Below are 24,262 nucleotides of genomic sequence, written 5' to 3' on the forward strand. Positions count from 1 at the left end.
TTATTGATAAACGATCTCGCCTTTAGGCTCATAAGCCGCTGCGTCCAGCGGTGAGTGCTTCTCGATGTATTGCTTCAAGACTTCGGCATCGATAAACCCGGTGTTGACGTAGCTTGGCAGGGTATCCAGCTTCGGATAACCGTCGCCGCCCAACGCATTGAAGTTCAACGTGGCCATACGGTAGGTTTTGTCCGCCTGCAGCGGTTCCCCCTTGATCTTGACGTTGCTGACGCCCTGACCGTCCGCCGTTAGGCTAACGTTGGCAAACTGCGCATAGGCCCCGGAATCTACCTTCATGTTGGCGACTACCGCCAGGTATTTTTCCACGTCGCTGCCTTTCATCTCGACGTAGACCAGCGTATTGCCAAACGGCTGCACTTTCAGCACGTTTTTATAGGTGATATCGCCGCCTTCAATCGAGTCACGCACCCCGCCACCGCTCATCACCGCAAAATCAGCCTCGGCACGTTCCATCTGCGCTGCCAACAAGACGCGTGACAGGTTGGTCTGTACAAAGCGCACTTTGCTGCGGTCGCCTTCCAGCTTGCCGTTGACGCTGCCAATCTTGACGTCCAACTGCGCCTTACCTTTTTCCTGGAACGGCGTCAGCAGCTTCATCATGGAAGGATCTTCTGCGATCTGTTGGGTGTAAAACACGCGCTCACTGGTGCCGTCGGCTTTCTCCACCTTCTTCTTCAGGTTGACCGGGATCAGTTGGTAATGCACCAGCTTCAGCTCACCGTTACGGAACTGGAAATCGGCGCGGCCCACGTACTTGCCCCACTCATGCGCCTGCACAATCCAGGTGCCGTTCTGACGATCCGGCGCGCACGGCGTGCCCGGCACATAATCCACCTGCTTGTGGTTCTCGCCCGCCATACAGACCGGATCCTGCGAATGACCACCAACGATCATGTCCAGATAGCCGGCAGGCAGGCTGCGCGCCATCTCAACATCGCCCGGCGCGTTGGAGCCGTGATTGCCGTCATCGTAATGGCCCATGTGCGTTGCGGCGATAATCACGTCCGGCTTTTCGTCCTTACGCAATTGCTCCACTACCTGTTTGGCTTCCTGTGCAGGCACACGGAACTCGATGTCGGTAAAATACTCCGGGTTGCCAATCTTGGCCGTGTCATCCGTCGTCAGGCCGATGACCGCAATCTTGATCCCCTGCTTGTCAAATAAGGCATAGGGCTTGAACAGACGCTGCTGGGTGCTTTTTTGATAAATGTTGGCCGACAGCAGTGGGAAGGTCGCCCACTTTTCCTGCTGACGCAGCACGCTGAGCGGGTTGTCGAATTCATGGTTACCGATCGCCATTGCGTCGTAACCCACCAGATTCATGCCGCGGAAGTCCGGTTCGGCATCTTGCAGATCGGATTCCGGCACGCCGGTGTTGATATCACCGCCCGACAGCAGCAACAGACTGCCCCCCTGCGCTGCGACTTCCTGACGGATGCTGTCTACCAAGGTTTTCTGTGCACCCAAGCCATATTCGCCATGATCGTTCTGCCAGAAATGGCCGTGGTGATCGTTGGTGTGCAAAATGGTGATGTCGTAGGTCTTATCCTTTTCCCAGGCGCTGGCGGCTCCCGACAGGAAAGTCAGGGATACGGCCAGAGCGCATGCGGTGGTTTTTAGCGAAAAGCGCATGGCAGAACTCCATATGATCATTAACGGCTTTTTTGAGGTGACCGAAATTGTAACGCGAAACAAAGCCCTTTGATTTCAAATTTTTGCGATATACGTCAAATTATGTCGGATATGGCAAATATTGAACAACTTGCTAAGATATCTGCTCTGTCCTCTAAAACTTACCAGGCTAATAATAAAATGACCGACCGTAGCGATACTGCCATGCCACCGGCCAAGGGCAGCGCGGTTAAAGGGACTGCATTCTCGATTCTCGGTGCCATCAGCGTCTCTCACCTGCTTAACGACATGATTCAATCGCTGATCCTGGCGATTTACCCGATCCTGCAGGCTGACTTCAGCCTCAGCTTCGTGCAGATCGGCATGATTACTCTGACCTATCAGCTCACGGCTTCCTTATTGCAACCGTTAATCGGTTACTACACGGATAAACACCCGCAGCCCTATTCGTTGCCGATCGGCATGGGCTTTACGCTGTGTGGGCTGCTGCTGCTGTCCTTCGCCAATACCTTCCCGCTGGTGCTGCTGGCAGCGGCGCTGGTCGGCACCGGTTCCTCGGTATTCCACCCTGAGTCCTCCCGCGTTGCGCGCATGGCCTCCGGTGGCCGACATGGCCTGGCTCAATCGTTGTTCCAGGTCGGCGGTAACTTTGGCAGCTCTCTCGGCCCCCTGCTGGCCGCGCTGATTATTGCGCCTTATGGCAAAGGTAACGTGGCCTGGTTCTCACTGGCCGCGCTGTTGGCTATTGTGGTGCTGTTGCAAGTCAGCAAATGGTATCAACATCAGCACCGGGCAACAAAAGGTCAGCCAAAAGCGTCCTCGACGGTGAAACCGCTGCCAAAACGTACTGTCACCTATGCGCTGGGCATCCTGCTGGTGCTGATTTTCTCCAAATACTTCTACTTGGCCAGTATCAGCAGCTATTACACCTTTTATTTGATACATAAGTTCGGCGTTTCCGTGCAGAATGCGCAGTTTCACCTGTTTGCATTCCTGTTTGCCGTAGCAGCAGGAACCATAATTGGCGGGCCTCTCGGCGACAAGATAGGGCGTAAATATGTCATTTGGGGCTCAATACTGGGTGCTGCGCCATTTACGCTGGCTTTACCCTATGCTTCTCTCTACTGGACCGGCATTTTAACCGTCATTATCGGGGTAATTCTCGCTTCGGCATTTTCGGCCATTCTGGTTTATGCACAGGAGCTGATCCCCGGGAAAGTGGGCATGGTTTCCGGTTTATTCTTCGGTTTTGCTTTTGGTATGGGGGGATTAGGCGCAGCCGTTCTTGGTTATGTCGCAGATTTGACCAGTATCGAATTGGTCTACCAAATCTGTGCTTTCTTGCCATTGATCGGCATTATCACCGCATTACTGCCTAATATGGACCATAACTCGTAATACCCCTGATAAAACCCGGCTGAATCATTGCGCTCAGTCGGGTCATCTCCCGAACAAACCAACGTTATTTGACTTATTTAGTGTTAAATCCCCTTACTGCCCTGCCCAAAGCGGAATCCTCTGCTTTTTCGCAAAAAAGCTCAATTTAGCTAAGCAAGACGCGAACAAATGCAATAAACTAAATGTATCTTTTCGTAACTTTGTTGCGTTTCCCCTCTGCTGCCATGCATAGCTAGAAGGAGTCTGGATGCATAATTCAACACCCTTAATCACCACCATTGTCGGAGGGTTAGTACTTGCCTTCCTCCTCGGAATGCTGGCGAATCGCCTGCGCATCTCCCCGCTGGTGGGGTATCTTGCCGCAGGCGTGCTCGCCGGCCCTTTTACCCCCGGTTTTGTTGCCGACACCTCGCTGGCACCGGAACTGGCGGAAATCGGCGTGATCCTGTTGATGTTCGGTGTTGGCCTCCATTTCTCGCTTAAAGACCTCCTGGCAGTTAAACATATCGCTATTCCCGGTGCCGTGGCACAGATTGCCGTCGCCACTCTGTTGGGTATGGGGCTATCAAAGCTGCTCGGCTGGGATTTGATTTCCGGCCTGGTGTTCGGTCTCTGTCTTTCTACCGCCAGTACCGTGGTGCTGCTGCGTGCGCTGGAAGAACGCCAACTGATCGACAGCCAGCGCGGGCAAATCGCCATTGGCTGGCTGATCGTTGAAGACCTGGCGATGGTGCTGACGCTGGTATTGCTGCCTGCGTTCGGCAACATGCTGGGCAATGACAACGCCAGCAGCGGCCAGTTGCTGACTGAGCTGGCAATCACCATTGGTAAAGTCATCGCCTTTATTGCGCTGATGATTGTGGTAGGCCGCCGGCTGGTGCCGTGGATCTTGGCGAAAACCGCCAGCACCGGCTCGCGCGAGCTGTTTACCCTTGCCGTGTTGGCACTGGCGCTCGGCATTGCCTATGGCGCGGTGAAGCTGTTCGACGTTTCCTTTGCCCTGGGAGCCTTCTTCGCTGGCATGGTGCTGAACGAGTCGGAGCTGAGCCATCGCGCGGCCCACGATACCTTACCGTTGCGCGATGCCTTCGCCGTGCTGTTCTTTGTGTCGGTCGGCATGCTGTTTGATCCGATGATCCTGATCAACGAGCCGCTGGCGGTGCTGGCAACGCTGGCGATTATCGTGTTCGGGAAATCGGCGGCAGCGTTCCTGCTGGTGAAAATGTTCGGCCACTCCAAACGCACCGCGCTGACCATTTCTGCCAGTCTGGCGCAGATTGGCGAGTTCGCCTTCATTCTGGCCGGCCTTGGGATCACGCTGGGCATGATGTCGGAGCACGGCCGCAATCTGGTGCTGGCCGGGGCTATCTTGTCGATTATGTTGAATCCGTTGCTGTTCACGCTGCTTGAGCGTTATCTGGCCAAAACCGAAACCATGGAAGACCAGATAATGGAAGAAGCGGTAGAAGAAGAAAAGCAGATCCCGGTCGATATGTGCAACCATGCGCTGGTGGTCGGCTATGGCCGCGTCGGCAGCCTGCTGGGGGCAAAGTTGGCCGAAGCCGGTATTCCGCTGGTGGTGATCGAGAACTCCCGCCCACGGGTGGAAGCCCTGCGTGAACAAGGCATCAAAACGGTGCTGGGCAACGCCGCCAATCCTGAAGTGATGGATCTGGCGCGACTCGACTGTGCACGCTGGCTGTTGCTGACCATTCCCAACGGTTACGAGGCCGGTGAAATCGTGGCTTCGGCACGTACCAAGCGGCCGAACATCGAGATCATCGCCCGTGCGCACTACGATGACGAAGTGTCTTATATCTCCGATCGCGGGGCGAATCAGGTAGTGATGGGCGAACGAGAAATCGCCAACAGCATGCTGAATATTCTCAAACTGGATACGCTGAGCGAAGAAGAGAAAATGGGCGGTTGCCCGATCTGATCGGCGATTCGATATAAAAAAGGTCCGGCATGCCGGACCTTAATCTGATGACAAGTTGTTTTTGAACCCGAGATAGCCGGGCCTAGCGCACCGAGGGGCGGTTATGGGACACATCCTTGTGTCCCACCCTGCGGGCCGACTTGGACGTCGTTCCCATTTGCTCCCGGCAAATGGGTCGGCGGGCAAGCCGCTACGACCCCTTCGGCACGCTCTCCCTAATAACGGGCTTTATGAGTAATCTAAGGTCCGGCTTGCCGGACCTTTTGCTTGTTAGCGTTCCCAGTAAGACTCTTCCAGACTGTCTTCCCGCTCCGGCAGGCCACGCGTCAGGCGCGGCGAATGCTGATTCAGCACCTGATAGCTGACACGGTTAGCGTATTTACACACCTGCGCCAGCGAGGAATAGGTCAGATAGCTGCGAACGTGCTTGCTGGAGTTAGGCACGTTATTGCGGTGATAACCGTTGGCGGCGATATCATGCAGCAACGCCGACAGTGCGCCATCACCGGCACCGTTGGTGTTCATGATTTTCTCCGGCCCGCCCATGTAAGGCGCGATGTGCGAATAGATGCGGAACGGATTTTCACAGCTTTCACGGCGCATGGCGCGGCTGAACTCATAGCGGTTGAATTCGGCAATATGCCCCGGCAGCAGCGGATGCTGGGTTTCCCGCTTATTCGACTCTTCGGTATAACCCGCCATATACAGACCGTTTGGCCCGGCGGTGCACAGCACCAGATCCACCCATTCAAGCGCCATGTCAGAGGCAGTCAATGGATCGCTCAACCCGGTCAACTCCAGCGCTTCATCTTCGTTCATCGCCAGGATCGACACGTGTTGTTGCAGGAAGTCGCGCCACCATTGCGGGTTATCGGCGATCACGTACTTGGTGCCCAGCGTCAGTACCACCGGTACGTCGTGCTTTTTGGCAAATTCAATTGCCTGCATGGTGGCAGCCGGCATCGGCTCCCCTTCCTTGCAGCGCACCAAATATGACGTCAGCACCAGCGCCGAAGCACCGGCAATCACCTCTTCCTTCACGCTTTCCGGCCGCAGTTGATTCATCTGCCCGGGGCTGATGGCAAAGGTCCGTTCGCCGCTTTCGCCGATCAGCGTAAAGCAGCGGCCAATAGCACCGTCAACCGCCTGCAGGTGGTTAAGATCGGTACGGCTGGAGGTGTTGCACAGATAGCGATAGGCGTAGCTGCCAATCTTGATATTGCTGCACATCACGCCGAGCAGAACGGAACGGTCGTCCGCCAGCACGGAGTAGTTGTGCAGAGTATTGCCGATGGTGCCGCCGGCAAATTGGTGGGTGATCAGATTATTGTCGATCAGTTCCTGATACAGCGCCTCGGCGACGTCATCCTCAATCACCAGGGAGTGCCCCAGGCTCAGACCGTAACGCTGGACGAAGGCATCGTCCACTTTGGCTTCGATATCCACCAGCGTCTGATCGATACCGACGATATAGGAGGTGCTGATTTCATTTTCAGGCTGAGCTTGCTGCAAGAGCGGATCGCGGGCGTTCACCGGAAAATAGTGTTTGGACTTACGTTTACCAGGAAATTTCATTTATTTGGCGGCAGTGGCAGTTAACAGGCAGAGAATGTTAGCACACTCCTGCCCGATTGATGATGACTGTCACTATTTTGCGCTCTGGGGATCAGAGGTGCTGCGCCACCAGTTGCTGCATCATATCAATGTGCGCCGGTTCGTCGTTCAGCGCAGAAATGTACTCAAACTTCTCGCCGCCCGCCTCGAGGAAGATTTCGCGGTTTTGCTCTTTGATTTCTTCCAGCGTTTCCAGACAGTCCGCCGAAAAACCTGGGCAGATAAGCTGAATATGTTTAACGCCTTGCGCAGGCAGGCCTTTGAGGGTTTCGTCGGTATACGGCGTCAACCAGGGTTCACGGCCAAAACGCGACTGGTAGGTCATCATGACCCGATCCGGCGCCAACGGCAAAGTGTCGGTCAATGCACGAAACGTATCCTCACAACGCTGCGGATAATCGTCGCCAAGGCGTGCATAGCGCTTGGGAATGCCGTGGAATGACAGCACCAGCCGGTCCGGTTGGCCATGCTCGGCAAACGAACGCTCCACGCTTTGACGCAATGCGGCGATGTAGGCCGGGTGTTCGGCATAGTCGCGGATAAAGCTGATCGACGGCAGGCGGCGATAGCCTTTCAGTATGCGCGCCACGCCGTCCCACACGGCTGCACTGGTTGAACAGGAGTATTGCGGGTACAACGGCAGTACTACCAGATTGGTCACGCCCTGTGCCAACAGCTTGTCTATCGCTTCGCCCAGGCTCGGTGAACCGTAGCTCATGCCCAATTCAACCGGCGTGTTCGGCATACGTGCGGCCAATGCGCGCTGTTGACGGCGGCTGTAGACCAGCAGTGGTGAGCCTTCGTCCATCCATACCGACTTATACAGCTTGGCAACGCGCGGCGAACGGATCGGCAGGATCGCACCGTTGAGGATCGGCCACCAGATCAATGGGGCTGTATCCACTACGCGGTCGTCACTGAGGAATTCCTTCAGATAGCGTTTTACCGCCGACGAGGTCGGAGCATCCGGCGTGCCCAGGTTCACCAGCAATACCCCGTGTTTCTCTTGCTTCATCTCAGTTCCCCTTGATTCCTTGCAAGCTAACCCCCTGTTCTGGGTCAGGGGGTTAACGTCGATTAATGGCGCCTATTGTAACGGAAAAGCGCCTCGTCGGAACCGATATCAGCAACAGGCGTTGCCCATGATAAAGGGGAATGATATTAACTCTGCGCCAGTCGCCAGACTGCCGCCACATTACGCGCCGTCACCTCCAGGTTATCGGCCGCTTCCGCCAACGCTTCCTCCAGAGAGACAACGCGATCGAGCACCGAAAAAGCGGCGTCAATGCCGTGCTGGTGCACTACCTGATAATCTTTCGACAGGCTGCCGGCAATGCCGATCACCGGCAAACCAAAGCGTTTGGCCACCCGCGCCACGCCAATCGGCGTTTTGCCGTGGATAGACTGACTGTCCAGTCGCCCTTCGCCGGTGATCACCAGGTCGGCATCACGCAACGCCTCTTCCAATTGAAGGGTTTCGATCACGATCTCAATACCGGGGCGCAACCGGGCGTTTAGCATGCCAAGCAATGCCGCACCCATTCCCCCTGCCGCTCCTGCACCGGGCGCGTTGATAACCTCACGACCGGTAGCCTGTTCCAGCAATGTGCCGTAATGGCACAGCGCCGCATCCAACTGCGTGACCATTTCCGGCGTGGCTCCCTTCTGCGGGCCAAACACCGCGGAGGCTCCGTTAGCACCACACAAAGGATTATCCACGTCGCAGGCCGCCGTGATGCTCACCTGCTGCAGACGCGGATCCACCCCGGAAAGATCGATATAGGCCAACTGCGCCAGCGCGGCCCCTCCAGGCGGCAAAGCCTGTCGATTCTCGTCCAGCAGTGTGGCCCCAAGCGCCTGCATCATGCCGGCCCCGCCGTCGTTGGTGGCGCTGCCGCCAATGCCAAGAATAATCGTCTTAACGCCGCGCTCCAGCGCAGCCAGGATCAGCTCACCGGTGCCATAACTGGTGGTCATGCGCGGATCTCGCTGCGCCTTGGGAGCCAGATGCAACCCGGAAGCCGCCGCCATCTCGATAACGGCAGTTTCTCCCTCTCCCAGCAAACCATAGAAGGCCTGTACCGGCTGGCCCAACGGCCCAGTGACCGCGACCGTAACGATTTCCCCGCCGGTGGCTGCCACCATCGAATCCACCGTGCCTTCGCCGCCGTCCGCCATGGGTAGCTTCACATACTGTACCTGCGGGAAGATCTGGCGGAAGCCGCGTTCGATGGCTTCCGCCACCTCCAACGCACTCAGGCTTTCTTTAAACGAATCCGGCGCAATCACCACTTTTTTCAGCGTTTTCATTACTCTTCCTTATCCCGCCAGATTAAATACGCCAAACATCAACGCCGAGACGGCCGCGATGGTAAAGCCGACCAGTGTTTCATAAGGCAGTAGCTTCAACCGTTGATGCACGGCCATATTGACGCTGCCGCCGGTGGCATGGAAGAAGCTGCCGTGCGGCAGGTGATCCAGCACCGTTGCGCCGGCATGGATCATAGCCGCCCCGGCCAGCCCGCTGACGCCCAGCTCCAGCAGAGTGCTGCTGAAGACACCGGATGCCACGGCGGTACCGGCGGTTGTCGAAGCGGTGGCCATCGACATTAATGCCCCAGAAAGCGGAGCCAGCAGCCAGGCCGGCATGCCGGTGCTGGTCAACCCGCTGATGAGCACGTCCTTCAGCGAAGAGTTGGCGATAATGCCTGCCAGCGTACCGGTGCCAAGCAGCATAATCGCCACCGGCGCCATACGGGACAGGCCGGAAACCATAAACTGGTTGCACTGGCGGATGCGGCCCATCAGCAATGCGCCCACCAGACCGCCCAGCGGCAGCGCTATCAGCGGATCGATAGCGATGCCGGCGATCGGCCGCAGCGACAGCAGAACAATGGCAACTAAGGGTGCGCTGATCGCCGCCGCAAAGCCCGGACGAATGCCTTCGGCTTGCTGCGTCAGCTCTTCCGCCATCACCTTATCGCCCTTATCACTCAAACGGCGGGCCAGCAGATAGGCCACCATCAATCCGCACAATCCTGGCACGATACCGGCCATCATCACCGAGGTCAGCGGCACGTGGAAGTTGTCGGCTGCGGCAATGGTGTTGGGGTTTGGTGACATCACGTTACCGGCCTTGCCGCCGCCGATCATCGCCAGCAGTATCGCCGCACGCGAGATCCCGGCCTTCTGAGCGATGGAAAGTGCAATCGGTGCCACGGTGATCACCGCGACGTCGATAAATACGCCCACTGCCGTCAGGATCAGTGTAGCTACCGCCAGCGCTAACAGCGCACGGGTTTCCCCGACTTTGCGGACGATGGTTTCAGCGATGGTGTGCGCCGCGCCGGACTCGATCAACACCCCGGCCAGCACCCCCGCCGCCAAAATGCGCATCACGGCATTGGTAATGCCCTGCGCACCGGTGATCATCAGCGTCACGGTCTGCACCAGATCGGCGCCGCCGCATAATCCGCCCGCCAGCGCACCGGCAATCATGCCGTAGGCAGGCGGGACCTTGCGTAAAATCAGGACGATAGCGACGACCAATGCCACCAGCGCCCCAAGCGTGGATACCGTTGTCATTATTGTTTTCCCCGTTGTTGGTGTGGGGAAAACATATCCTGAGCGCCGGACATTGGCGTGAGAGAAAGCCACAAAAACATGCGTGCGCACACAGCGGAAAGTTGTGGTTTTACACAACTCAGCCGTGCATCAGCATGCCGATATACAGCTGCAAGGCGTCCGTTAACTGATTGATTTTTAATTCAGTAATGGCTTCAATACGCTGCAGGCGATAGCGCAAGGTATTGACGTGAATATGAAGCTCGGCGGCGGTCTGCGTCTGATCACAATTCCGCGAAAAATAGTGCCTCAGCGTGCTGCGTAATACCCCTTTTTCATCCTGTTCGCCCAAAACCTGCCAGGGGCGGGAAAGCTCTTGAGCCCGCCAGTCTTCACCCAGATCGCACAGCAGTGACGGTAGCGGATAATCTTGGTAAAACAGCGTCTTGTGCCGTAACTTCAAGCGTTTCGCCATCGCCTGGGTGGCGCGAGCCGTCAGGCTTGAACGGTGCAACCCTGCTTCGCCGCTAAAGAAACCACCGACAATCAACCGCAGGTTGAAACGCGACTGAAGCTGGCTCTGTAACTGCTGCGCCTGTTTGCGCTCCTGCTTCACATTCCACTCCCCCTGCACCAGACTGGCAGGACGCAGCAGGATCATTTCGTTGAACCCGGTGATGGCGATCAGCGCTTCGCGCTGAGTCTGCTCCAGCTCCGTCAGCAATTCACGCAGCAGGTGCGGCTGCGTGTCCTGTAATTCTGCGATCCAGACAATCCGTGGCTGTTGCAGATCTAACCCCAGGTAGGCGGCCATCGCCTCCAGCGAGCCTGATGCCGGCTGCGGCTGCAGCAACTGATTGGCCAGTTCCTCGCGGTAGCGTTTTTCCCACTGATGTTGATCCAGCAACGCCGCCTGCTCCACCATCATTTCGGCCGCCATTTTCACCAGTTCGGCATAAGCACGTACCTGCGCGGGTTCACCGGAAATACCGATCACCCCCACCTGTTGGCTGTGAAAACTGAAGGGCAAATTGATGCCGGGCCGCACTCCCTTGAGGTGCGCGGCAGTCACCGCATCGATTTCCACCACCCGGTTTTCGGTCAGCGCCAGAACAGCGCCTTCATGACGCTGAAACAGGCGTGAAGGGTTGCCGGAAGCGATGATGACGCCGTTGCTGTCCATCACATTGACAGAATGGCTGATGATGCTCATCGCCCGCTGCACGATCTGGCGTGCGGTAGATTCTGCCAGCAAATGGGTTGGTCTGAGCATGCGGATTGTCCCCGGGGATTAAGATGGGGGAGTTATACGCCATTTCTCTCGGTGGATTAAAGGGCACAGGCGCAACAAGCCACGGCGATCACAATTCGGCGGGTAAATAATAAAAAAAACGCCAGGCGGATGAGGCCTGGCGCTATGCACAGCAATGAAAAACCGATTAGCCGAGGATGTTCGCCAGTTCGGCGCTCACTTCGGTCACTTTGCGGGTGCCGTCGATTTTACGGTATTGGGTGTTACCTGCAGCAGCTTCTTTGCTGTAGTAGGAAATCAGCGGTGCAGTCATCTGATGGTATTCCACCAGACGTTTACGTACGGTTTCTTCCTGATCGTCTTTACGAGTTGTCAGTTCTTCACCGGTCGCGTCGTCTTTACCTTCCACCTTCGGTGGATTGAATTTAATGTGGTACACGCGGCCAGAAGGGGCATGTACGCGACGGCCAACGATGCGATCGATAATCAGCTCGTCCGGTACGTCAAATTCCAGCACGTAATCCACATTGATGCCGGCTTCTTTCATCGCGTCAGCCTGTGGAATGGTGCGTGGGAAACCGTCCAGCAGAAAACCTTTACGGCAATCTTCCTGGGTGATGCGTTCTTTAACCAGTGCAATGACCAACTCATCGGTCACCAGCTTGCCGGCGTCCATGATTTCTTTCGCCTGCTTGCCCAATTCACTGCCGGCCTTCACGGCTGCGCGCAACATATCACCCGTAGAGATTTGCGGAATACCGTATTTCTCCATGATGAATTGAGCCTGAGTACCTTTACCAGCGCCCGGAGCGCCCAGCAGAATGATACGCATTGCGTAAATCCCCTTGCTATGTAGTTTTTATAAAATTGCGAAAACGCTCAACCATACCATTTCAGGGGGGGCTGGCTCAAGGTACGCGAGGAAATCGATTGCGGCGCCAAAGGGAGGAAACAGAGAATAAAGCGCGGAAAATCGGCAGGAAAAACAAAAAAATACGCCCAAAATTCGCGGATTTTGGGCGTATATACTCGGAATTATGCGGACAACAGTTTATTCATACGACGGATAAACTGATTTGGATCCTCCAGGGTGCCGCGTTCAGCCAGCAGAGCCTGATCCAATAACAGATCAATCCATTCGGCGAATTGTTCGTTATCGCCCACATCGGATGCGCGTTTGACCAACGCATGCTCCGGATTCAGTTCGAAAATGTACTTCACCGCCGGCGCTTCCTGGCCCGCAGCGGCAAACAGCTTCGCCATCTGGGTGCTCATTTCGTCGGCATCGGTGATAACGATAGCCGGCGTGTCGGTTAGACGGTGCGTCAGACGCACGTCCTTCACGCGATCGCCCAGCAGGGTTTTCACACGGTCAACAAAGGGCTCCAGCTGCTTCTCGGCGGCCTTCTGCTCTTCGGTTTCGTCTGCCAGCTTGTCCAACGCGTCATCTGCCTTGCTGACGGATTGGAACGGCTTGCCGTCGAACTCAGTCAGGTAGCTCATCATCCATTCGTCGATGCGGTCGGAAAGCAGCAGCACTTCGATGCCTTTCTTGCGGAACAGTTCCAGGTGCGGGCTGCTCTTGGCGGCGGCATAGCTGTCGGCGGTGATGTAATAAATCTTCTCCTGCCCTTCTGCCATGCGGCCCACGTACTCTTCCAGCGAGACGGTTTGCGCCGAGCTGTCATTGTGGGTGGAAGCAAAGCGCAGCAGCTTGGCAATGGCTTCTTTGTTGCCACCATCTTCCGCCGGGCCCTCTTTCAACACCAGACCAAACTGCTGCCAGAACTTCTGGTAGCCTTCCGCATCGTCTTTAGCTAGTTTCTCCAGCATCTGCAACACACGCTTGGTCAGCGCACCGCGCAGGTTCTGGGTCACACGGCTGTCTTGCAGGATCTCACGCGAAACGTTCAGCGGCAGATCGTTGGAATCTATCAGGCCACGCACGAAACGCAGGTAGTTCGGCATGAACTGTTCAGCGTCGTCCATGATGAACACGCGCTGCACGTACAGCTTCAGCCCGTGCTTGTGATCGCGGTTCCACATGTCCCATGGCGCCTGGGCAGGAATGTACAGCAGGCTGGTGTATTCCTGCTTGCCTTCCACCCGGTTGTGGCTCCAGCTCAGCGGATCGGTAAAGTCGTGCGCGATGTGCTTGTAGAACTCTTTGTATTCTTCGTCGGTCACGTCAGCCTTGCTGCGGGTCCACAGGGCCTGCGCCTTGTTGATTTTTTCCCAGGTGACGGTGCCGTCTTCTTCGTTTTTGCTTTCAATCTCAACCGGCAGTGCAATGTGGTCGGAGTATTTGCCGATCACGGAACGCAGACGCCAGGCATCGAGATACTCATCTTCGCCTTCGCGCAGATGCAGGGTAATTTCGGTACCGCGATCTTCTTTGCTGATATCGGCAATGGTGTAATCGCCTTCGCCGACAGATTCCCAGAACACGCCTTGATCGGCCGGAGCGCCCGCGGCACGAGTGCGCACGGTGACTTTATCCGCCACGATGAACGCGGAGTAGAAACCCACGCCGAACTGACCAATCAGCTGGCTGTCTTTGGCCTGATCGGAACCGATGGATTCCAGGAAGGCTTTGGTACCTGACTTGGCGATGGTACCCAGGTTTTCAATCACTTCCTCACGGCTCATGCCAATACCGTTGTCGGCAATGGTCAACGTACGCTGTTCTTTATCGAAAGAAAGGCGCACACGCAGCTCGCCGTCACCTTCATACAGCTCAGGCGTCGACAGTGCGCGGAAACGCAGCTTATCGGCGGCATCCGAGGCGTTGGAGATCAGCTCGCGCAGGAAAATTTCTTTATTGGAGTACAGCGAATGAATCATCAAATGAAGCAGTTGTTTTACTTCAGACTGGAAACCACGGGTTTCTTGACCTTTCATACTCATTGATTACCTCAAAGACAATAGCTACCAAAAGCGAACAATGAGAATTAAGTGGGGACAAGGGCGTTGTTTTTCAAGCGGCTGGCGGGAAATTTTTGCAGATAGCTGACGGGGCCAAATAGCCCCATCAGAGGAAAACATCAAAACTTGATAACGTGACGACCGGCCAATGAATGCGACAACGTGGTACCGTCGACCATTTCCAGTTCACCGCCCACCGGCACGCCGTGGGCTATGCGGCTGGCGACCACGCCATACTGGCCGCACATCTCGGCGATATAGTTGGCGGTTGCCTCACCTTCCACCGTCGGGTTGGTGGCCAGGATCACTTCAGTGATGCTTTCTTTTTCCAGCCGTTGCTCCAGCCGATCCAGACCGATATCACCGGGCCCAATGCCGTCCATCGGCGACAGATGGCCCATCAGCACAAAGTAGCGTCCGGCAAACTGGCCGGTCTGCTCGATGGCGTGAATATCCGCCGGGCTTTCCACCACGCAGATCTGGCCGTTTTGCTGACGGCGCGGATTGGCGCAGATGGTGCAAACGTCCTGCTCGGTGAACGTACGGCAATCGGCACAGTGGCCAATCTCTGACATGGCGCGGGTCAGCGCCTGCGCCAGACGCATCCCACCGCTGCGATCGCGCTGCAACAGCTGGAACGCCATACGCTGCGCCGACTTCGGGCCAACGCCCGGCAGGCAGCGCAACGCCTCCATCAGTGTTTCAAGGAGCGGGCTGGTCTGCATTAGAACGGCATCTTAAAGCCAGGTGGCAGTTGCATGCCGCTGGATACAGACGCCATCTTCTCTTTCTGGGTTTCGTCGATACGGCGCGCAGCATCGTTAATCGCAGCGGCGATCAGATCTTCCAGCATGTCTTTGTCGTCTTCCATCAGACTCTGATCGATCTCCACACGACGGCAGTTGTGCGCACCGTTGATGGTGACTTTCACCAGACCGGCGCCAGATTCGCCAGTCACTTCCAATTTGGCGACTTCTTCCTGCATCTGCTGCATTTTTTCTTGCATTTGCTGGGCTTGCTTCATCAGGTTGCCCAGACCGCCTTTACCAAACATAGTCGTCTCTCGTCGCTAGGGCCGCGCACTTTACGCGGCGTTTAAATGGGGCGAATACTCTCTTCATCCAGGTCTGCGTCGAAGAACCGGCGCAGCGTTTGGATATTGGTATCCGCAACGATCGACTGGCGCGCCTGCGCCAGTTTTTCTTCATAAATGGCTTGGCGCCACTCCAGCGGAGTCCGCTCCGCCGGATTATCGTCTTCCACCACGGTCAGTTCAACCGGACTGCCGTACAGCTCGGTGAGTGCATCGGTCAACACCTTCTGCGCCGAAGGCGAGTTCAGATGGCGCTGCGACGACCGCAGATGGAGACAAATTTTACCTGGTTCCAGCACTTCTTTAACCGCGTTCAACGCCAGTTGCTGCACCAGTTTTGGAATTTTCAGCTTATCGATTTCTGCCGCCCAGGCATCGCGTTCCAGCGACTCCACCACCAGCTTGGCTGACAGTTCGGGCGTTTTTTCATGCTCAAGAGCCGTGCGCAGCGCTTTTGGCGTCGCCAGCGGTTCCGGCTCGGCCTCTGGCTCGGTCTGTGCACGCCAGCGATAAGCTTCCGGCTTGGCCGGTTTTTGCTGAACAAGTTTTTCCGCCTGGCGCTGCTGGCTGCGCTCAGTCACGGAAGCCAACCGCTCCAGTGCTGAGTTTGCCGGCCGCGCTTTTCCTGGCGCCGCCGGTTCACTCTTTTTTGGTGTGGATGCTCCCTGCCGCAACAGCTGGGTGCGCGCCTTTAATAATTGCGCGGTGGCATCCGGTAAATTAGCCTGCTGATTATTCTGTGGCGCAACCTGGCCTAACGGCGGTGGCGCGTCCTGAAACTGTGGTGGTTGAGCCACCTGCTGAGCCTGCGGTTGCGCCATCTGCGCCGGTGCGGTTTGCACCATCGCCACCGGCTCCGGGATCACCGCTTTCGGGTGAAATGCCAGCGCACGCAACAGAGTCATCTCAACCCCCATACGGCGATCCGGGGCAAAGGCCAGCTCTTTACGGCCGACCAGCAGCGTTTGGTAATAAAGCTGTACGTCCGTCGGCGGCAAAGTACGCGCCAGCTCACGCAGCCGCTGTTCAATGGCAGCGTAATGATTGTCCAGTACCGATGGCAGTAACTGCACCATCGCGATCCGGTGTAGCAAGGCCAGCGTTTCGATCAGCAGGTTTTCCCAGTCAACACCGCGTGAAGCGGCTTGCGCGACCTGCGCCATCACCTTTTCGCCATCAGCGCTCACCAGCGCTTCGAGGATTGCCAGCGGCTGTTCGTCGTCCAACGTACCGAGCATTTGGCTGACGGTGGTGGTGGTCACCTGCCCTTGCCCCATCGCGATAGCCTGGTCGGTAAGGCTCAACGCGTCACGCATACTGCCGTCGGCAGCACGTGCTATCAGCTGCAGCGCGCGCTGGTCGCTGGTGATTTGTTCTGCCTGCAGAACCGTTTCCAACTGGTTGCGGATCTGCTCGACATCCAGAGCCTTAAGATGGAATTGCAGGCAGCGCGACAGGATAGTGACCGGCAACTTTTGCGGATCGGTCGTCGCCAGCAGGAATTTGACGTGAGAAGGCGGCTCTTCCAGCGTTTTCAACAGCGCATTGAAGCTGTGACGCGAGAGCATGTGCACTTCGTCAATCAGGTAAACCTTGAAGCGGCCGCGGGCGGGTGCGTACTGGACGTTATCCAGCAGATCGCGGGTATCTTCCACCTTGGTTCTGGACGCGGCGTCGATCTCGATCAGATCAACAAAGCGCCCCTGCTCAATCTCGCGGCAGTTGTCGCATTGACCGCACGGCGTGGCGGTGATGCCGGTTTCACAGTTCAGGCCTTTGGCCAGCAAGCGCGCAATGGTGGTTTTACCCACGCCGCGCGTGCCCGAGAACAGATAGGCGTGATGAATCCGCCCCAGCGAGAGGCCGTTAGCCAGCGCAGTCAGGACATGTTCCTGTCCGACAACATCTGCAAACGTTTGAGGGCGCCACTTACGGGCAAGAACCTGATAGCTCATTAATACCGGAAAAGTCGAGTAATCTGGAGGGTCATGCTAACACAGCCCCGCGGCGATCCGCGAGGCCGTTGTGGTAATGCAGATCAGTGGCCGGCGAAGTTGACCAGGCAGTAGCATTCAATACCCAGTGAGTTCAAACGCGCTTCACCGCCGAGATCCGGCAGGTTGATAATGAAAGCGGCGTCTTTAACCTCACCGCCCAGACGGCGGATCAGTTTTGCGGTGGCTTCGATGGTGCCACCGGTTGCCAGCAGATCGTCCACCACCAGCACTTTATCACCGGCACTAATGGCATCGGTGTGTATTTCCAGTTGGTCAGTACCGTATTCCAGCTCATAGCTTTCGCTGAGCGTCGCGCGCGGCAGCTTACCCGGTTTACGCACCGGAACGAAGCCCACGCCCAGCGCCAATGCTACCGGTGCGCCAAACAGGAAACCACGCGCTTCGGTGCCAACCACTTTGGTCACGCCCGCTTCGCGAAAGCGCTCAACCAGCAATTCGATGCTGGCAGCATAAGCCAGCGGGTTTTCCAGCAGGCTGGTGACGTCACGGAACAGTATGCCCGGCTTAGGGTAATCCGGAATGGTTTTGATACTGTCTTTAATAAACTGAAGCTGCTGTGCAGTAGCGGTCATAATTATTGCCTGATAAAACTGCCTGATGACTTGCGCGCCGATCGTCTGGAACCCGATCCCGGCATAAACAGGGAATGGGAGGCCACCCGCGCACGAAAACGCCCAAATCTATGCAAACTGACGGACAAATGCAACTTTCCCCTGCATCTTTCAAAACGCAGCCTGAAAGCTATTGAATATCATAGGCCACAATCAGCGCTGTTTTTGTTGCGATAAGTCAACAACCGGCAAGCGCAACATGAAGGTCAGCAAAATAGCCAGCATCAGCAACAGCACTCCACGCACCCACCAGATTTTCACTAGCCACAACGAAAGTGCGAATGTCAGCACAATCACCACCACCGCCTTCCATTTAGCCCCTGGCGGTAAGGCGCGATGCTGCTGCCAATGGCGCAGATAAGGCCCGAACCAGGAGCGGTACAATAGCCAACTGTGGAAGCGTGGTGACGAACGGGCGAAGCACCAGGCGGCCAACAGCAGAAACGGCGTCGTCGGCAGCAGTGGTAATACCACGCCCAACGTCGCCAACACTACCGCCAACCAACCGAGGATAATCAATAACCAACGCGTCATGCGAGCCCTTGTCCATCAACCTGTCTGGCGTTACTTTATCACCGCCTTCCCCCGTGCCACCAGCCGCAACGGGCGGAATATATGCACGGCGCTTGTTTCACGACGCGATCGCGGGCAAGCTGAGCCCACTAACACCCCAATGGAGCCGACGTGAGCACCCAGCGTCTTTTAGAAGCGTTAGAACAACAAATCAAGGTATTGGCCAGCGAGATCACGCCCCGCGGCGACGCGCCGATCCCTCAGGCACGCTTCGATACTGCGCTGTTTTCTAACCGCGGTACACGACTGCGCGATTATCTGGCCGAAGTGCAAAAGAACTTCGCCCAGTTGCAGACGGCGGCCAACGACAATCGCACCACTCAGGTGGCCTTTCTGGCTGAAAAGTTGCTGGCGCAGCTCACCGCCCTGCAACGCGAGCTGGCAACCCAGACGCTGCGCCGTAAGAATCAGCCCAAAGAGGTGGCAGCGGTCGATCTGTATCACAAGCTGGCCGAACATCAGGATTATGAACGTCGGATCATTGCAATGATTCAGGATCGGGAAAGCCTGCTGGGAAGGCAGACGACGCTGGCGGCACAGCAAAAGCTTCAACATGAGCTGGCTGCGTTAGAAGGCCGACTGACGCGTTGCCGTCAAGCGCTGACGCGCATTGAGCGCAGTATTGAACGTAAAGAAAACGGTTTTTGAAGATTTATCACAATATTTTAATGATTATTCCCCCCAATCGGGCTTGTTCACTATACTCAGCCGAACGAAGTATCATTCATCTCAATTAAAACGTGGGTTTTATGTCTCTAGAAAATGCCTCACCAGAATTGCAACTGGCGGTAGATCTGATTTACCTGCTGGAATGCAATGAGATCGATCCCGCCACCGCGCTGGCGGCGCTGGATATTGTCAAACGTGACTACCAGGAAAAGCTGCAGCGCAACGGCGTTACCTCCCCATATCTGCCTGTCGGGCAGTGAAAAGGGTTCAGCCTGCGCTGAACCCAGGATCCTCGTTCTACTCCCCTACCGATGAGCCGTCCTTATCCGACGATAGCGTCCGTTTTACTTCCTGCACCTCGTTGCCCTGCTGATTGTGCAAATAGACCTCGAGCTGGTTGAAAGCAATGTTGATGTCGTTTTCGCGACACAGGCGTTCGATAGAGCGATTCAGTTCGTCAACGGTATAGCTGCGGTCGCGTAGCTCACGTACGTAAAGGCGCAGTTCATGATCCAGCGTGCTGGCACCGAAATTCAGGAAGAACACCTGCGGCTCCGGATCGCTCATCACGCGTGGGTTATCATGCGCCGCCTTGAGCAGCACCGCTTTCACCTTATCCAAATCGGATCCGTAGGCCACCCCTACCTTGATTAAAACGCGGGTGATGGTGTCCGACAGCGACCAGTTGATCAGCCGTTCGGTCACAAACGCCTTATTCGGAATGATCACCTCTTTGCGGTCAAAGTCAGTGATGGTGGTGGCACGAATGCGGATTTTGCTGACCGAACCGGAGAAAGTGCCAATAGTAATGGTGTCGCCGATACGGATCGGCCGTTCGAACAGGATGATCAGGCCGGAAACAAAGTTGGCGAAAATCTCCTGCAGCCCGAAGCCCAACCCGACGGTCAAACCGGCGGCCAACCACTGCAATTTATCCCAGGAGACACCTAGCGAGCCCAGTGCAGTGACCGCGCCCACAGTGGTGATCAGGTAGGTGAGTATGGTGGTGACGGCGTAAGACGTCCCCTGCCGCAGTTGCAGCCGCGACAGCACCACCACTTCCAGCAGACCGGGCAGGTTGCGTGTCATCACGTAAGCGACAATCACCGCCGCTATCGCTACCATCATGTTGCCCAGCGTCACCGCCTGCGCCACGCTGCTGCCGGCGACAGTGGTGGTGTAATGCCACAGCGTAATGCTGTCCAGGTACGAAATGACCGTCACCAAATCTGACCAAATGCCATACAGGGCGCTGGCGAAGATAATAAACAGCACCATGGTGGTCAGACGCAGCGACTGCTGGTTGATCTGATCGAGCGCCAAAGGCGGCTCCTCAACCGGTTCAACCCCTTCAGCCCCCTCTTTCTCCTTCGCCAGGCTCTGACGACGAGCTATCGCGCGGCGATAAGCCAGACGGCGCGCCGCGACGCTCAGCCCGCGAATGGCGGTCAGATAGACGATATTCCACAGGAAGAACAGATACAGGCTGTCGATCCAGCGGCCGGCTAACCGCAACGTGGTATAGAAATAGCCGGCGAACATCAGCCCCAGCAGGATCAGCGGCGTAGCGGCAATGGCGGTGACAATGATCAGCCTTACCGCGTGCGAGCCCTTTTCACGCCAGCTGTCGCGGCACAACGGAAACACCAGCACCGCCAGCAGTGCCAAGGTCAACATCACCACCACCTGGCCGATAACGTCTTCCACCAGACGCAGTGGTGCTTTCTCGCCCAGCACCGACCAGAAGATCAGCGGTAGCAGCGCCAGCCCAAGGCGCACCGTCTGACGACGATAATGCGCACAAAGCTCGGCGGCGAAGTTGAAATGCCGTTCGCAGATGCCGCCAGGTGCCAGCGTGCGGTAGGTAAAGCCGAATATCAGCCAGAACAGCGCCAACTGTTGCGACAACGCCCAGAGAAAGTCACTGAGACCGATTTCTGCACGGTAACACCAGAACCCCACCCCCAACAGCAATGCCGAACCGGGCAGAACCTTCAGCAGAGTCAACACAATGGCCCTGGGGGTGTGCATCTGGCTATCACGCTTTAACTGCCCCACGTCATTGGCCAGTTTCTGCAAATGGGTGTCTATCAGCTTGTAACGCCAGCGCAACAGGCCGATCAGCAACAGCAGCGGGATCAGCATGACCAGTGAATTCAGTCCGCCCTGCAGTATTTTGCCGAAGTCGACTTTGAAATCGAGCGCAGCCAGTTGATCTCTAACCGCCCCTGGCAAAGCTTTCAGCCACGCCAGATCGACCGGTTTGTTGCTGTTTACCCAGAAAATCTGCTGAGTCAGGGTATCGCGCAGCGAGCTGTTAACGCTGGTTAACTGCTGTTGGTTGATCTGCAGGCTGATCGATTGTGCCAACTGATTACTGAGCTGTTTGTTTAACTGATCCAACAGTTCACGGCGCATATCGACGATTTCATTCAGAGCATCCAGCACGTCGGCGCTGGCTTTTTCTTTGCTGTCGGCGACCAGTTTGTTGATGTAATCGTCACCCTTGAACAGGTCGTCGCGCTGCTGGTTGATATCAAACTGTTCCAGGCGCAGATCGGCAATACGCGTGCCCATATCCGCCACCAACGTGCCCTGCGGCAAGCTTTGTTGCTGCTGATACAGAATGCGCGACAGCACCAGACTGCCTTTCAGCACCTGGATCTGCTCCTTGAGATTACGCTCCGCCTGCAGGCCGCGATCCAGCCAGTTCTTCACCCGAATATTCTGCTGGAACAGTACGTTGCTCTCTTCCGTGGCGGCAATCAGGCGCTGGCTGAGCTGGCGGTTAACGTCCAGCTCTTTGCTGACCAACTGGTCGTGCTGGATATCCGTAGCGTCTTCCGGATTCTGCGCCTCTTTGGCGGTTTTTTCCGACAGCGTCAGGCGCTTGCTGTTGACCACTTCTTGCAACAGTTGCACGTTGTGGTCGAGCGCATCGATATGCCCGGTCGTATAATCGCGCTGCTTCTGCAGCAAATCTTGCAGGGTAGTGTTGGCTTCCAGACTTTTGCGTTGCAGATCTATCTGCGCGTTGAGCAGCGTTTGCTCGGTGGCCAGCATCACCAGTTGGCTGTCACGCAACGAGTTTTGTCCCGGCGTCTGATCGTTGATCTGGTTACGAATTTCCTGCAGCCGCTGAGACGCGGTATACATGCTGCTCTGCACCCGTTCCGGTTGAGTCTGTAGCGAAACCAGCTGGCTGTTATAGGTGGACAGGTTTTCCTGCGCCGTCTGTAGGTCATCGAGCGTCTGGTAAAGCCGGGTTTCCAATTGGCGCAGGGAAAGCTGCAGCAGTTCGGCCCGGGCGGCCGCACTGTCGACCGGCGTTTTGAGCGCAGCAAGATCGTCGGTGACCTGGCGCAGTTTGCCCGGTGCCAGCTGCAGCTGTTGCTTAAGCTGCGCGCCATCCTGCCTGGTGCGATCGATGGCATCCAGCAGTTCGAGGGTTCGGGTAAGGTCTTGCTGCGTGAGTTTATTGACCGGCGTCAGCGTCTTTTGCTTATTCAGCGCATCAAGCTGGCTTTGTATTTCACTGCGTGACGGCACATCGCCATTGAGTGCCGCATAGGCTGCAGGTTGGCAAACCGCACAGAAAGCGATCAACAAAAACAGGGCGAAGGCGCGGGAGAACTCCACACCGAACAACGACACGAGCGGCAGAAAAAGGCGTTTGGCTAACCTGCGATGCATGATTTGGCTTCGAATCAATAAAGAAGCCTAAAGATTATCACGATCGCAGAGAGCCAAAGAATAAGAAAAGCGTTGCGGGTGATGTACAAATGCCGCGAGCTTAGAAGGTCAATACTTTCTCCGCCGCCAACGTCCACTGTGCCAGTTCCACCAGCGTTCCGATCTCCACCCCGTCTGCCAACGGCAGCCGACTGACTCCGCGCGCATCGGCACAGGTTTTACACAATTTCACCGGCACCTGCTGCGCGGTGAGAATTTCCAGCATTTGCTGCAGGTGATAGCCTTCATGCGGCTGCTGCCCGGCAATGCCCGCGACCACCGCATCGGACATCAAAAACAGTTTCAGGTTGAGATCGCTCTGCTGCTCTTTCAGCGCAATCGCCAGACGCAGCGCGTTAAACAGCGATTCGTGACCATAAGCGGCGCCATTGGCGATCAAGACAACGGATGACATGGTATTTCTCCTATAAATGATGATGTTCTGCACTCAACGGCTGTGCCGCCAGCTCCCCCTCCTCCGGTTTTATTCGCAAGGTGGGGCTGAATTGGGCCATTTCGATAAATGAGTCGATCAACACCGCCGCCTCGGCTTTCAAATCAAAACTTTCCGGCATAAAAAGCCAGTTTTCCATCAGGCCGGTAATGTAGGCGCGCAGAATGATAGAAGCGCGGCGGGTATGTAAATCAGCCGGCAGTTGGCCGTGGCGCATACTGTTGCGCAGCACGGACTCAATACGGTCGTAACCTTCCAGATAGAGGACTTTACGGGCATCTTGCAACGGGAGCATCTCACCGACAAATTCACACTTATGGAAAACGATCTCCATCAGGGCACGCCTGCGTGCGTCATCTACCGTAGCCGTCAGAATATAAATTAGAATTTCGCGTAAAATACGCAGTGGATTCTCAGGGTACTTTGCCTGATACTCTAGTTCGAGATCGCCTATTTTCGACTCTGATAACTCCCAAACTTCGTTAAACAGGTCTACCTTATTCTTGAAGTGCCAGTAAATTGCGCCACGCGTCACCCCAGCAGCGGTGGCTATATCGGTGAGGGACGTTGCAGAAACGCCACGTTCAGAGAATTCTCGCACCGCAGCGTCAAGAATGTGCTGTCGAGTTTCTTGCGCTTGCTGTTTGGTTTTTCGTGCCATGGCGTTGTTTTTTCGGGGAAGTGAGATTTACATACATTCGTGTATGTATGTACCATAGCACGCACTAATAATTAACGCAGCAATGGGTTTTAAAGCTTGTGATCCA

Annotated in this window: 20 protein-coding genes and 1 other annotated feature; of the genes, 4 read left to right on the forward strand and 16 right to left on the reverse strand. The window is 56.2% G+C overall.

Annotated elements, in window-relative coordinates; all coding sequences use genetic code 11:
- The gene (ushA, locus tag AC1RKG_RS14075) at positions 1-1,653 is read right to left on the reverse strand and encodes a bifunctional UDP-sugar hydrolase/5'-nucleotidase UshA (protein WP_020825544.1); all 1,653 of its coding nucleotides are present in this window, start codon (positions 1,651-1,653) and stop codon (positions 1-3) included.
- A 180-nt stretch (positions 1,654-1,833) separates the two neighbouring features.
- On the opposite strand from ushA, the gene AC1RKG_RS14080 reads away from it, so the two are divergent.
- On the forward strand, positions 1,834-3,051 hold the full coding sequence (locus AC1RKG_RS14080) for an MFS transporter (RefSeq protein ID WP_493183276.1): 1,218 nt from the start codon (positions 1,834-1,836) through the stop codon (positions 3,049-3,051).
- A 247-nt stretch (positions 3,052-3,298) separates the two neighbouring features.
- Positions 3,299-4,990 carry a YbaL family putative K(+) efflux transporter gene (ybaL, locus tag AC1RKG_RS14085; protein WP_041414282.1) on the forward strand — a complete coding sequence of 564 codons (1,692 nt, stop codon included), beginning with the start codon at positions 3,299-3,301 and terminating at the stop codon, positions 4,988-4,990.
- A gap of 270 nt (positions 4,991-5,260) precedes the next feature.
- On the opposite strand, the gene AC1RKG_RS14090 is transcribed toward ybaL, so the two are convergent.
- The 12 genes from AC1RKG_RS14090 to AC1RKG_RS14145 form a co-directional block, all read right to left on the reverse strand.
- Positions 5,261-6,565: an inosine/guanosine kinase gene (locus tag AC1RKG_RS14090; RefSeq protein ID WP_020825541.1), complete on the reverse strand. Its 1,305-nt coding sequence runs from the start codon at positions 6,563-6,565 to the stop codon at positions 5,261-5,263.
- A gap of 91 nt (positions 6,566-6,656) precedes the next feature.
- Positions 6,657-7,619: a ferrochelatase gene (gene hemH, locus AC1RKG_RS14095; protein WP_044548739.1), complete on the reverse strand. Its 963-nt coding sequence runs from the start codon at positions 7,617-7,619 to the stop codon at positions 6,657-6,659.
- A 146-nt stretch (positions 7,620-7,765) separates the two neighbouring features.
- Positions 7,766-8,914 carry a glycerate kinase gene (locus AC1RKG_RS14100; RefSeq protein ID WP_493183278.1) on the reverse strand — a complete coding sequence of 383 codons (1,149 nt, stop codon included), beginning with the start codon at positions 8,912-8,914 and terminating at the stop codon, positions 7,766-7,768.
- A gap of 9 nt (positions 8,915-8,923) precedes the next feature.
- A complete protein-coding gene (locus tag AC1RKG_RS14105; RefSeq protein WP_046374333.1) occupies positions 8,924-10,189 on the reverse strand; it encodes a GntP family permease in 1,266 nt (421 codons plus the stop codon).
- Positions 10,190-10,307: 118 nt separating this feature from the next.
- Positions 10,308-11,441 carry a sugar diacid recognition domain-containing protein gene (locus tag AC1RKG_RS14110; protein WP_020825537.1) on the reverse strand — a complete coding sequence of 378 codons (1,134 nt, stop codon included), beginning with the start codon at positions 11,439-11,441 and terminating at the stop codon, positions 10,308-10,310.
- A gap of 166 nt (positions 11,442-11,607) precedes the next feature.
- Positions 11,608-12,252, reverse strand: a complete 645-nt coding sequence (gene adk / locus AC1RKG_RS14115) for an adenylate kinase (RefSeq protein ID WP_020825536.1) — start codon at positions 12,250-12,252, stop codon at positions 11,608-11,610.
- Between the two features lie 203 nt (positions 12,253-12,455).
- Complete coding sequence (htpG, locus tag AC1RKG_RS14120; protein WP_020825535.1) at positions 12,456-14,321, reverse strand: molecular chaperone HtpG; 1,866 nt, start codon at positions 14,319-14,321, stop codon at positions 12,456-12,458.
- Positions 14,322-14,464: 143 nt separating this feature from the next.
- Positions 14,465-15,070: a recombination mediator RecR gene (recR, locus tag AC1RKG_RS14125; RefSeq protein ID WP_020825534.1), complete on the reverse strand. Its 606-nt coding sequence runs from the start codon at positions 15,068-15,070 to the stop codon at positions 14,465-14,467.
- Complete coding sequence (locus AC1RKG_RS14130; RefSeq protein ID WP_020825533.1) at positions 15,070-15,399, reverse strand: YbaB/EbfC family nucleoid-associated protein; 330 nt, start codon at positions 15,397-15,399, stop codon at positions 15,070-15,072. The genes recR and AC1RKG_RS14130 overlap by 1 nt, the downstream gene beginning before the upstream one ends.
- A 41-nt stretch (positions 15,400-15,440) precedes the next feature.
- Complete coding sequence (gene dnaX / locus AC1RKG_RS14135) at positions 15,441-17,393, reverse strand: DNA polymerase III subunit gamma/tau (RefSeq protein WP_046374335.1); 1,953 nt, start codon at positions 17,391-17,393, stop codon at positions 15,441-15,443.
- Positions 16,044-16,108, reverse strand: a sequence feature (DnaX frameshifting element). (Overlaps the previous gene by 65 nt.)
- A gap of 83 nt (positions 17,394-17,476) precedes the next feature.
- Complete coding sequence (apt, locus tag AC1RKG_RS14140) at positions 17,477-18,028, reverse strand: adenine phosphoribosyltransferase (RefSeq protein WP_020825531.1); 552 nt, start codon at positions 18,026-18,028, stop codon at positions 17,477-17,479.
- 192 nt (positions 18,029-18,220) lie between these two features.
- Positions 18,221-18,601, reverse strand: a complete 381-nt coding sequence (locus tag AC1RKG_RS14145; protein WP_020825530.1) for a DUF454 family protein — start codon at positions 18,599-18,601, stop codon at positions 18,221-18,223.
- 150 nt (positions 18,602-18,751) lie between these two features.
- On the opposite strand from AC1RKG_RS14145, the gene priC reads away from it, so the two are divergent.
- Together priC and rsmS are read left to right on the forward strand one after the other, a co-directional pair.
- Positions 18,752-19,288: a primosomal replication protein PriC gene (priC, locus tag AC1RKG_RS14150; RefSeq protein ID WP_020825529.1), complete on the forward strand. Its 537-nt coding sequence runs from the start codon at positions 18,752-18,754 to the stop codon at positions 19,286-19,288.
- 101 nt (positions 19,289-19,389) lie between these two features.
- Positions 19,390-19,569, forward strand: a complete 180-nt coding sequence (gene rsmS, locus AC1RKG_RS14155; RefSeq protein WP_020825528.1) for a pleiotropic regulatory protein RsmS — start codon at positions 19,390-19,392, stop codon at positions 19,567-19,569.
- 37 nt (positions 19,570-19,606) lie between these two features.
- On the opposite strand, the gene mscK is transcribed toward rsmS, so the two are convergent.
- The 3 genes from mscK to acrR form a co-directional block, all read right to left on the reverse strand.
- The gene (mscK, locus tag AC1RKG_RS14160) at positions 19,607-23,002 is read right to left on the reverse strand and encodes a mechanosensitive channel MscK (RefSeq protein WP_128864429.1); all 3,396 of its coding nucleotides are present in this window, start codon (positions 23,000-23,002) and stop codon (positions 19,607-19,609) included.
- Between the two features lie 100 nt (positions 23,003-23,102).
- Complete coding sequence (locus AC1RKG_RS14165; RefSeq protein ID WP_020825526.1) at positions 23,103-23,456, reverse strand: DsrE/DsrF/TusD sulfur relay family protein; 354 nt, start codon at positions 23,454-23,456, stop codon at positions 23,103-23,105.
- A gap of 10 nt (positions 23,457-23,466) precedes the next feature.
- Positions 23,467-24,156, reverse strand: a complete 690-nt coding sequence (gene acrR / locus AC1RKG_RS14170) for a multidrug efflux transporter transcriptional repressor AcrR (RefSeq protein WP_020825525.1) — start codon at positions 24,154-24,156, stop codon at positions 23,467-23,469.
- Positions 24,157-24,262 lie beyond the last annotated feature (106 nt).

The organism is Serratia sp. GW822-FHT06D09 (assembly GCF_058799515.1).

Excerpts from the sequence above, each read along its gene's own strand:
- ushA (WP_020825544.1), bottom strand. The coding sequence starts at position 1,653 with ATGCGCTTTTCGCTAAAAACCACCGCATGCGCTCTGGCCGTATCCCTG.
- AC1RKG_RS14080 (WP_493183276.1), top strand. The coding sequence starts at position 1,834 with ATGACCGACCGTAGCGATACTGCCATGCCACCGGCCAAGGGCAGCGCG.
- ybaL (WP_041414282.1), top strand. The coding sequence starts at position 3,299 with ATGCATAATTCAACACCCTTAATCACCACCATTGTCGGAGGGTTAGTA.
- AC1RKG_RS14090 (WP_020825541.1), bottom strand. The coding sequence starts at position 6,565 with ATGAAATTTCCTGGTAAACGTAAGTCCAAACACTATTTTCCGGTGAAC.
- hemH (WP_044548739.1), bottom strand. The coding sequence starts at position 7,619 with ATGAAGCAAGAGAAACACGGGGTATTGCTGGTGAACCTGGGCACGCCG.
- AC1RKG_RS14100 (WP_493183278.1), bottom strand. The coding sequence starts at position 8,914 with ATGAAAACGCTGAAAAAAGTGGTGATTGCGCCGGATTCGTTTAAAGAA.
- AC1RKG_RS14105 (WP_046374333.1), bottom strand. The coding sequence starts at position 10,189 with ATGACAACGGTATCCACGCTTGGGGCGCTGGTGGCATTGGTCGTCGCT.
- AC1RKG_RS14110 (WP_020825537.1), bottom strand. The coding sequence starts at position 11,441 with ATGCTCAGACCAACCCATTTGCTGGCAGAATCTACCGCACGCCAGATC.
- adk (WP_020825536.1), bottom strand. The coding sequence starts at position 12,252 with ATGCGTATCATTCTGCTGGGCGCTCCGGGCGCTGGTAAAGGTACTCAG.
- htpG (WP_020825535.1), bottom strand. The coding sequence starts at position 14,321 with ATGAAAGGTCAAGAAACCCGTGGTTTCCAGTCTGAAGTAAAACAACTG.
- recR (WP_020825534.1), bottom strand. The coding sequence starts at position 15,070 with ATGCAGACCAGCCCGCTCCTTGAAACACTGATGGAGGCGTTGCGCTGC.
- AC1RKG_RS14130 (WP_020825533.1), bottom strand. The coding sequence starts at position 15,399 with ATGTTTGGTAAAGGCGGTCTGGGCAACCTGATGAAGCAAGCCCAGCAA.
- dnaX (WP_046374335.1), bottom strand. The coding sequence starts at position 17,393 with ATGAGCTATCAGGTTCTTGCCCGTAAGTGGCGCCCTCAAACGTTTGCA.
- apt (WP_020825531.1), bottom strand. The coding sequence starts at position 18,028 with ATGACCGCTACTGCACAGCAGCTTCAGTTTATTAAAGACAGTATCAAA.
- AC1RKG_RS14145 (WP_020825530.1), bottom strand. The coding sequence starts at position 18,601 with ATGACGCGTTGGTTATTGATTATCCTCGGTTGGTTGGCGGTAGTGTTG.
- rsmS (WP_020825528.1), top strand. The coding sequence starts at position 19,390 with ATGTCTCTAGAAAATGCCTCACCAGAATTGCAACTGGCGGTAGATCTG.
- mscK (WP_128864429.1), bottom strand. The coding sequence starts at position 23,002 with ATGCATCGCAGGTTAGCCAAACGCCTTTTTCTGCCGCTCGTGTCGTTG.
- AC1RKG_RS14165 (WP_020825526.1), bottom strand. The coding sequence starts at position 23,456 with ATGTCATCCGTTGTCTTGATCGCCAATGGCGCCGCTTATGGTCACGAA.
- acrR (WP_020825525.1), bottom strand. The coding sequence starts at position 24,156 with ATGGCACGAAAAACCAAACAGCAAGCGCAAGAAACTCGACAGCACATT.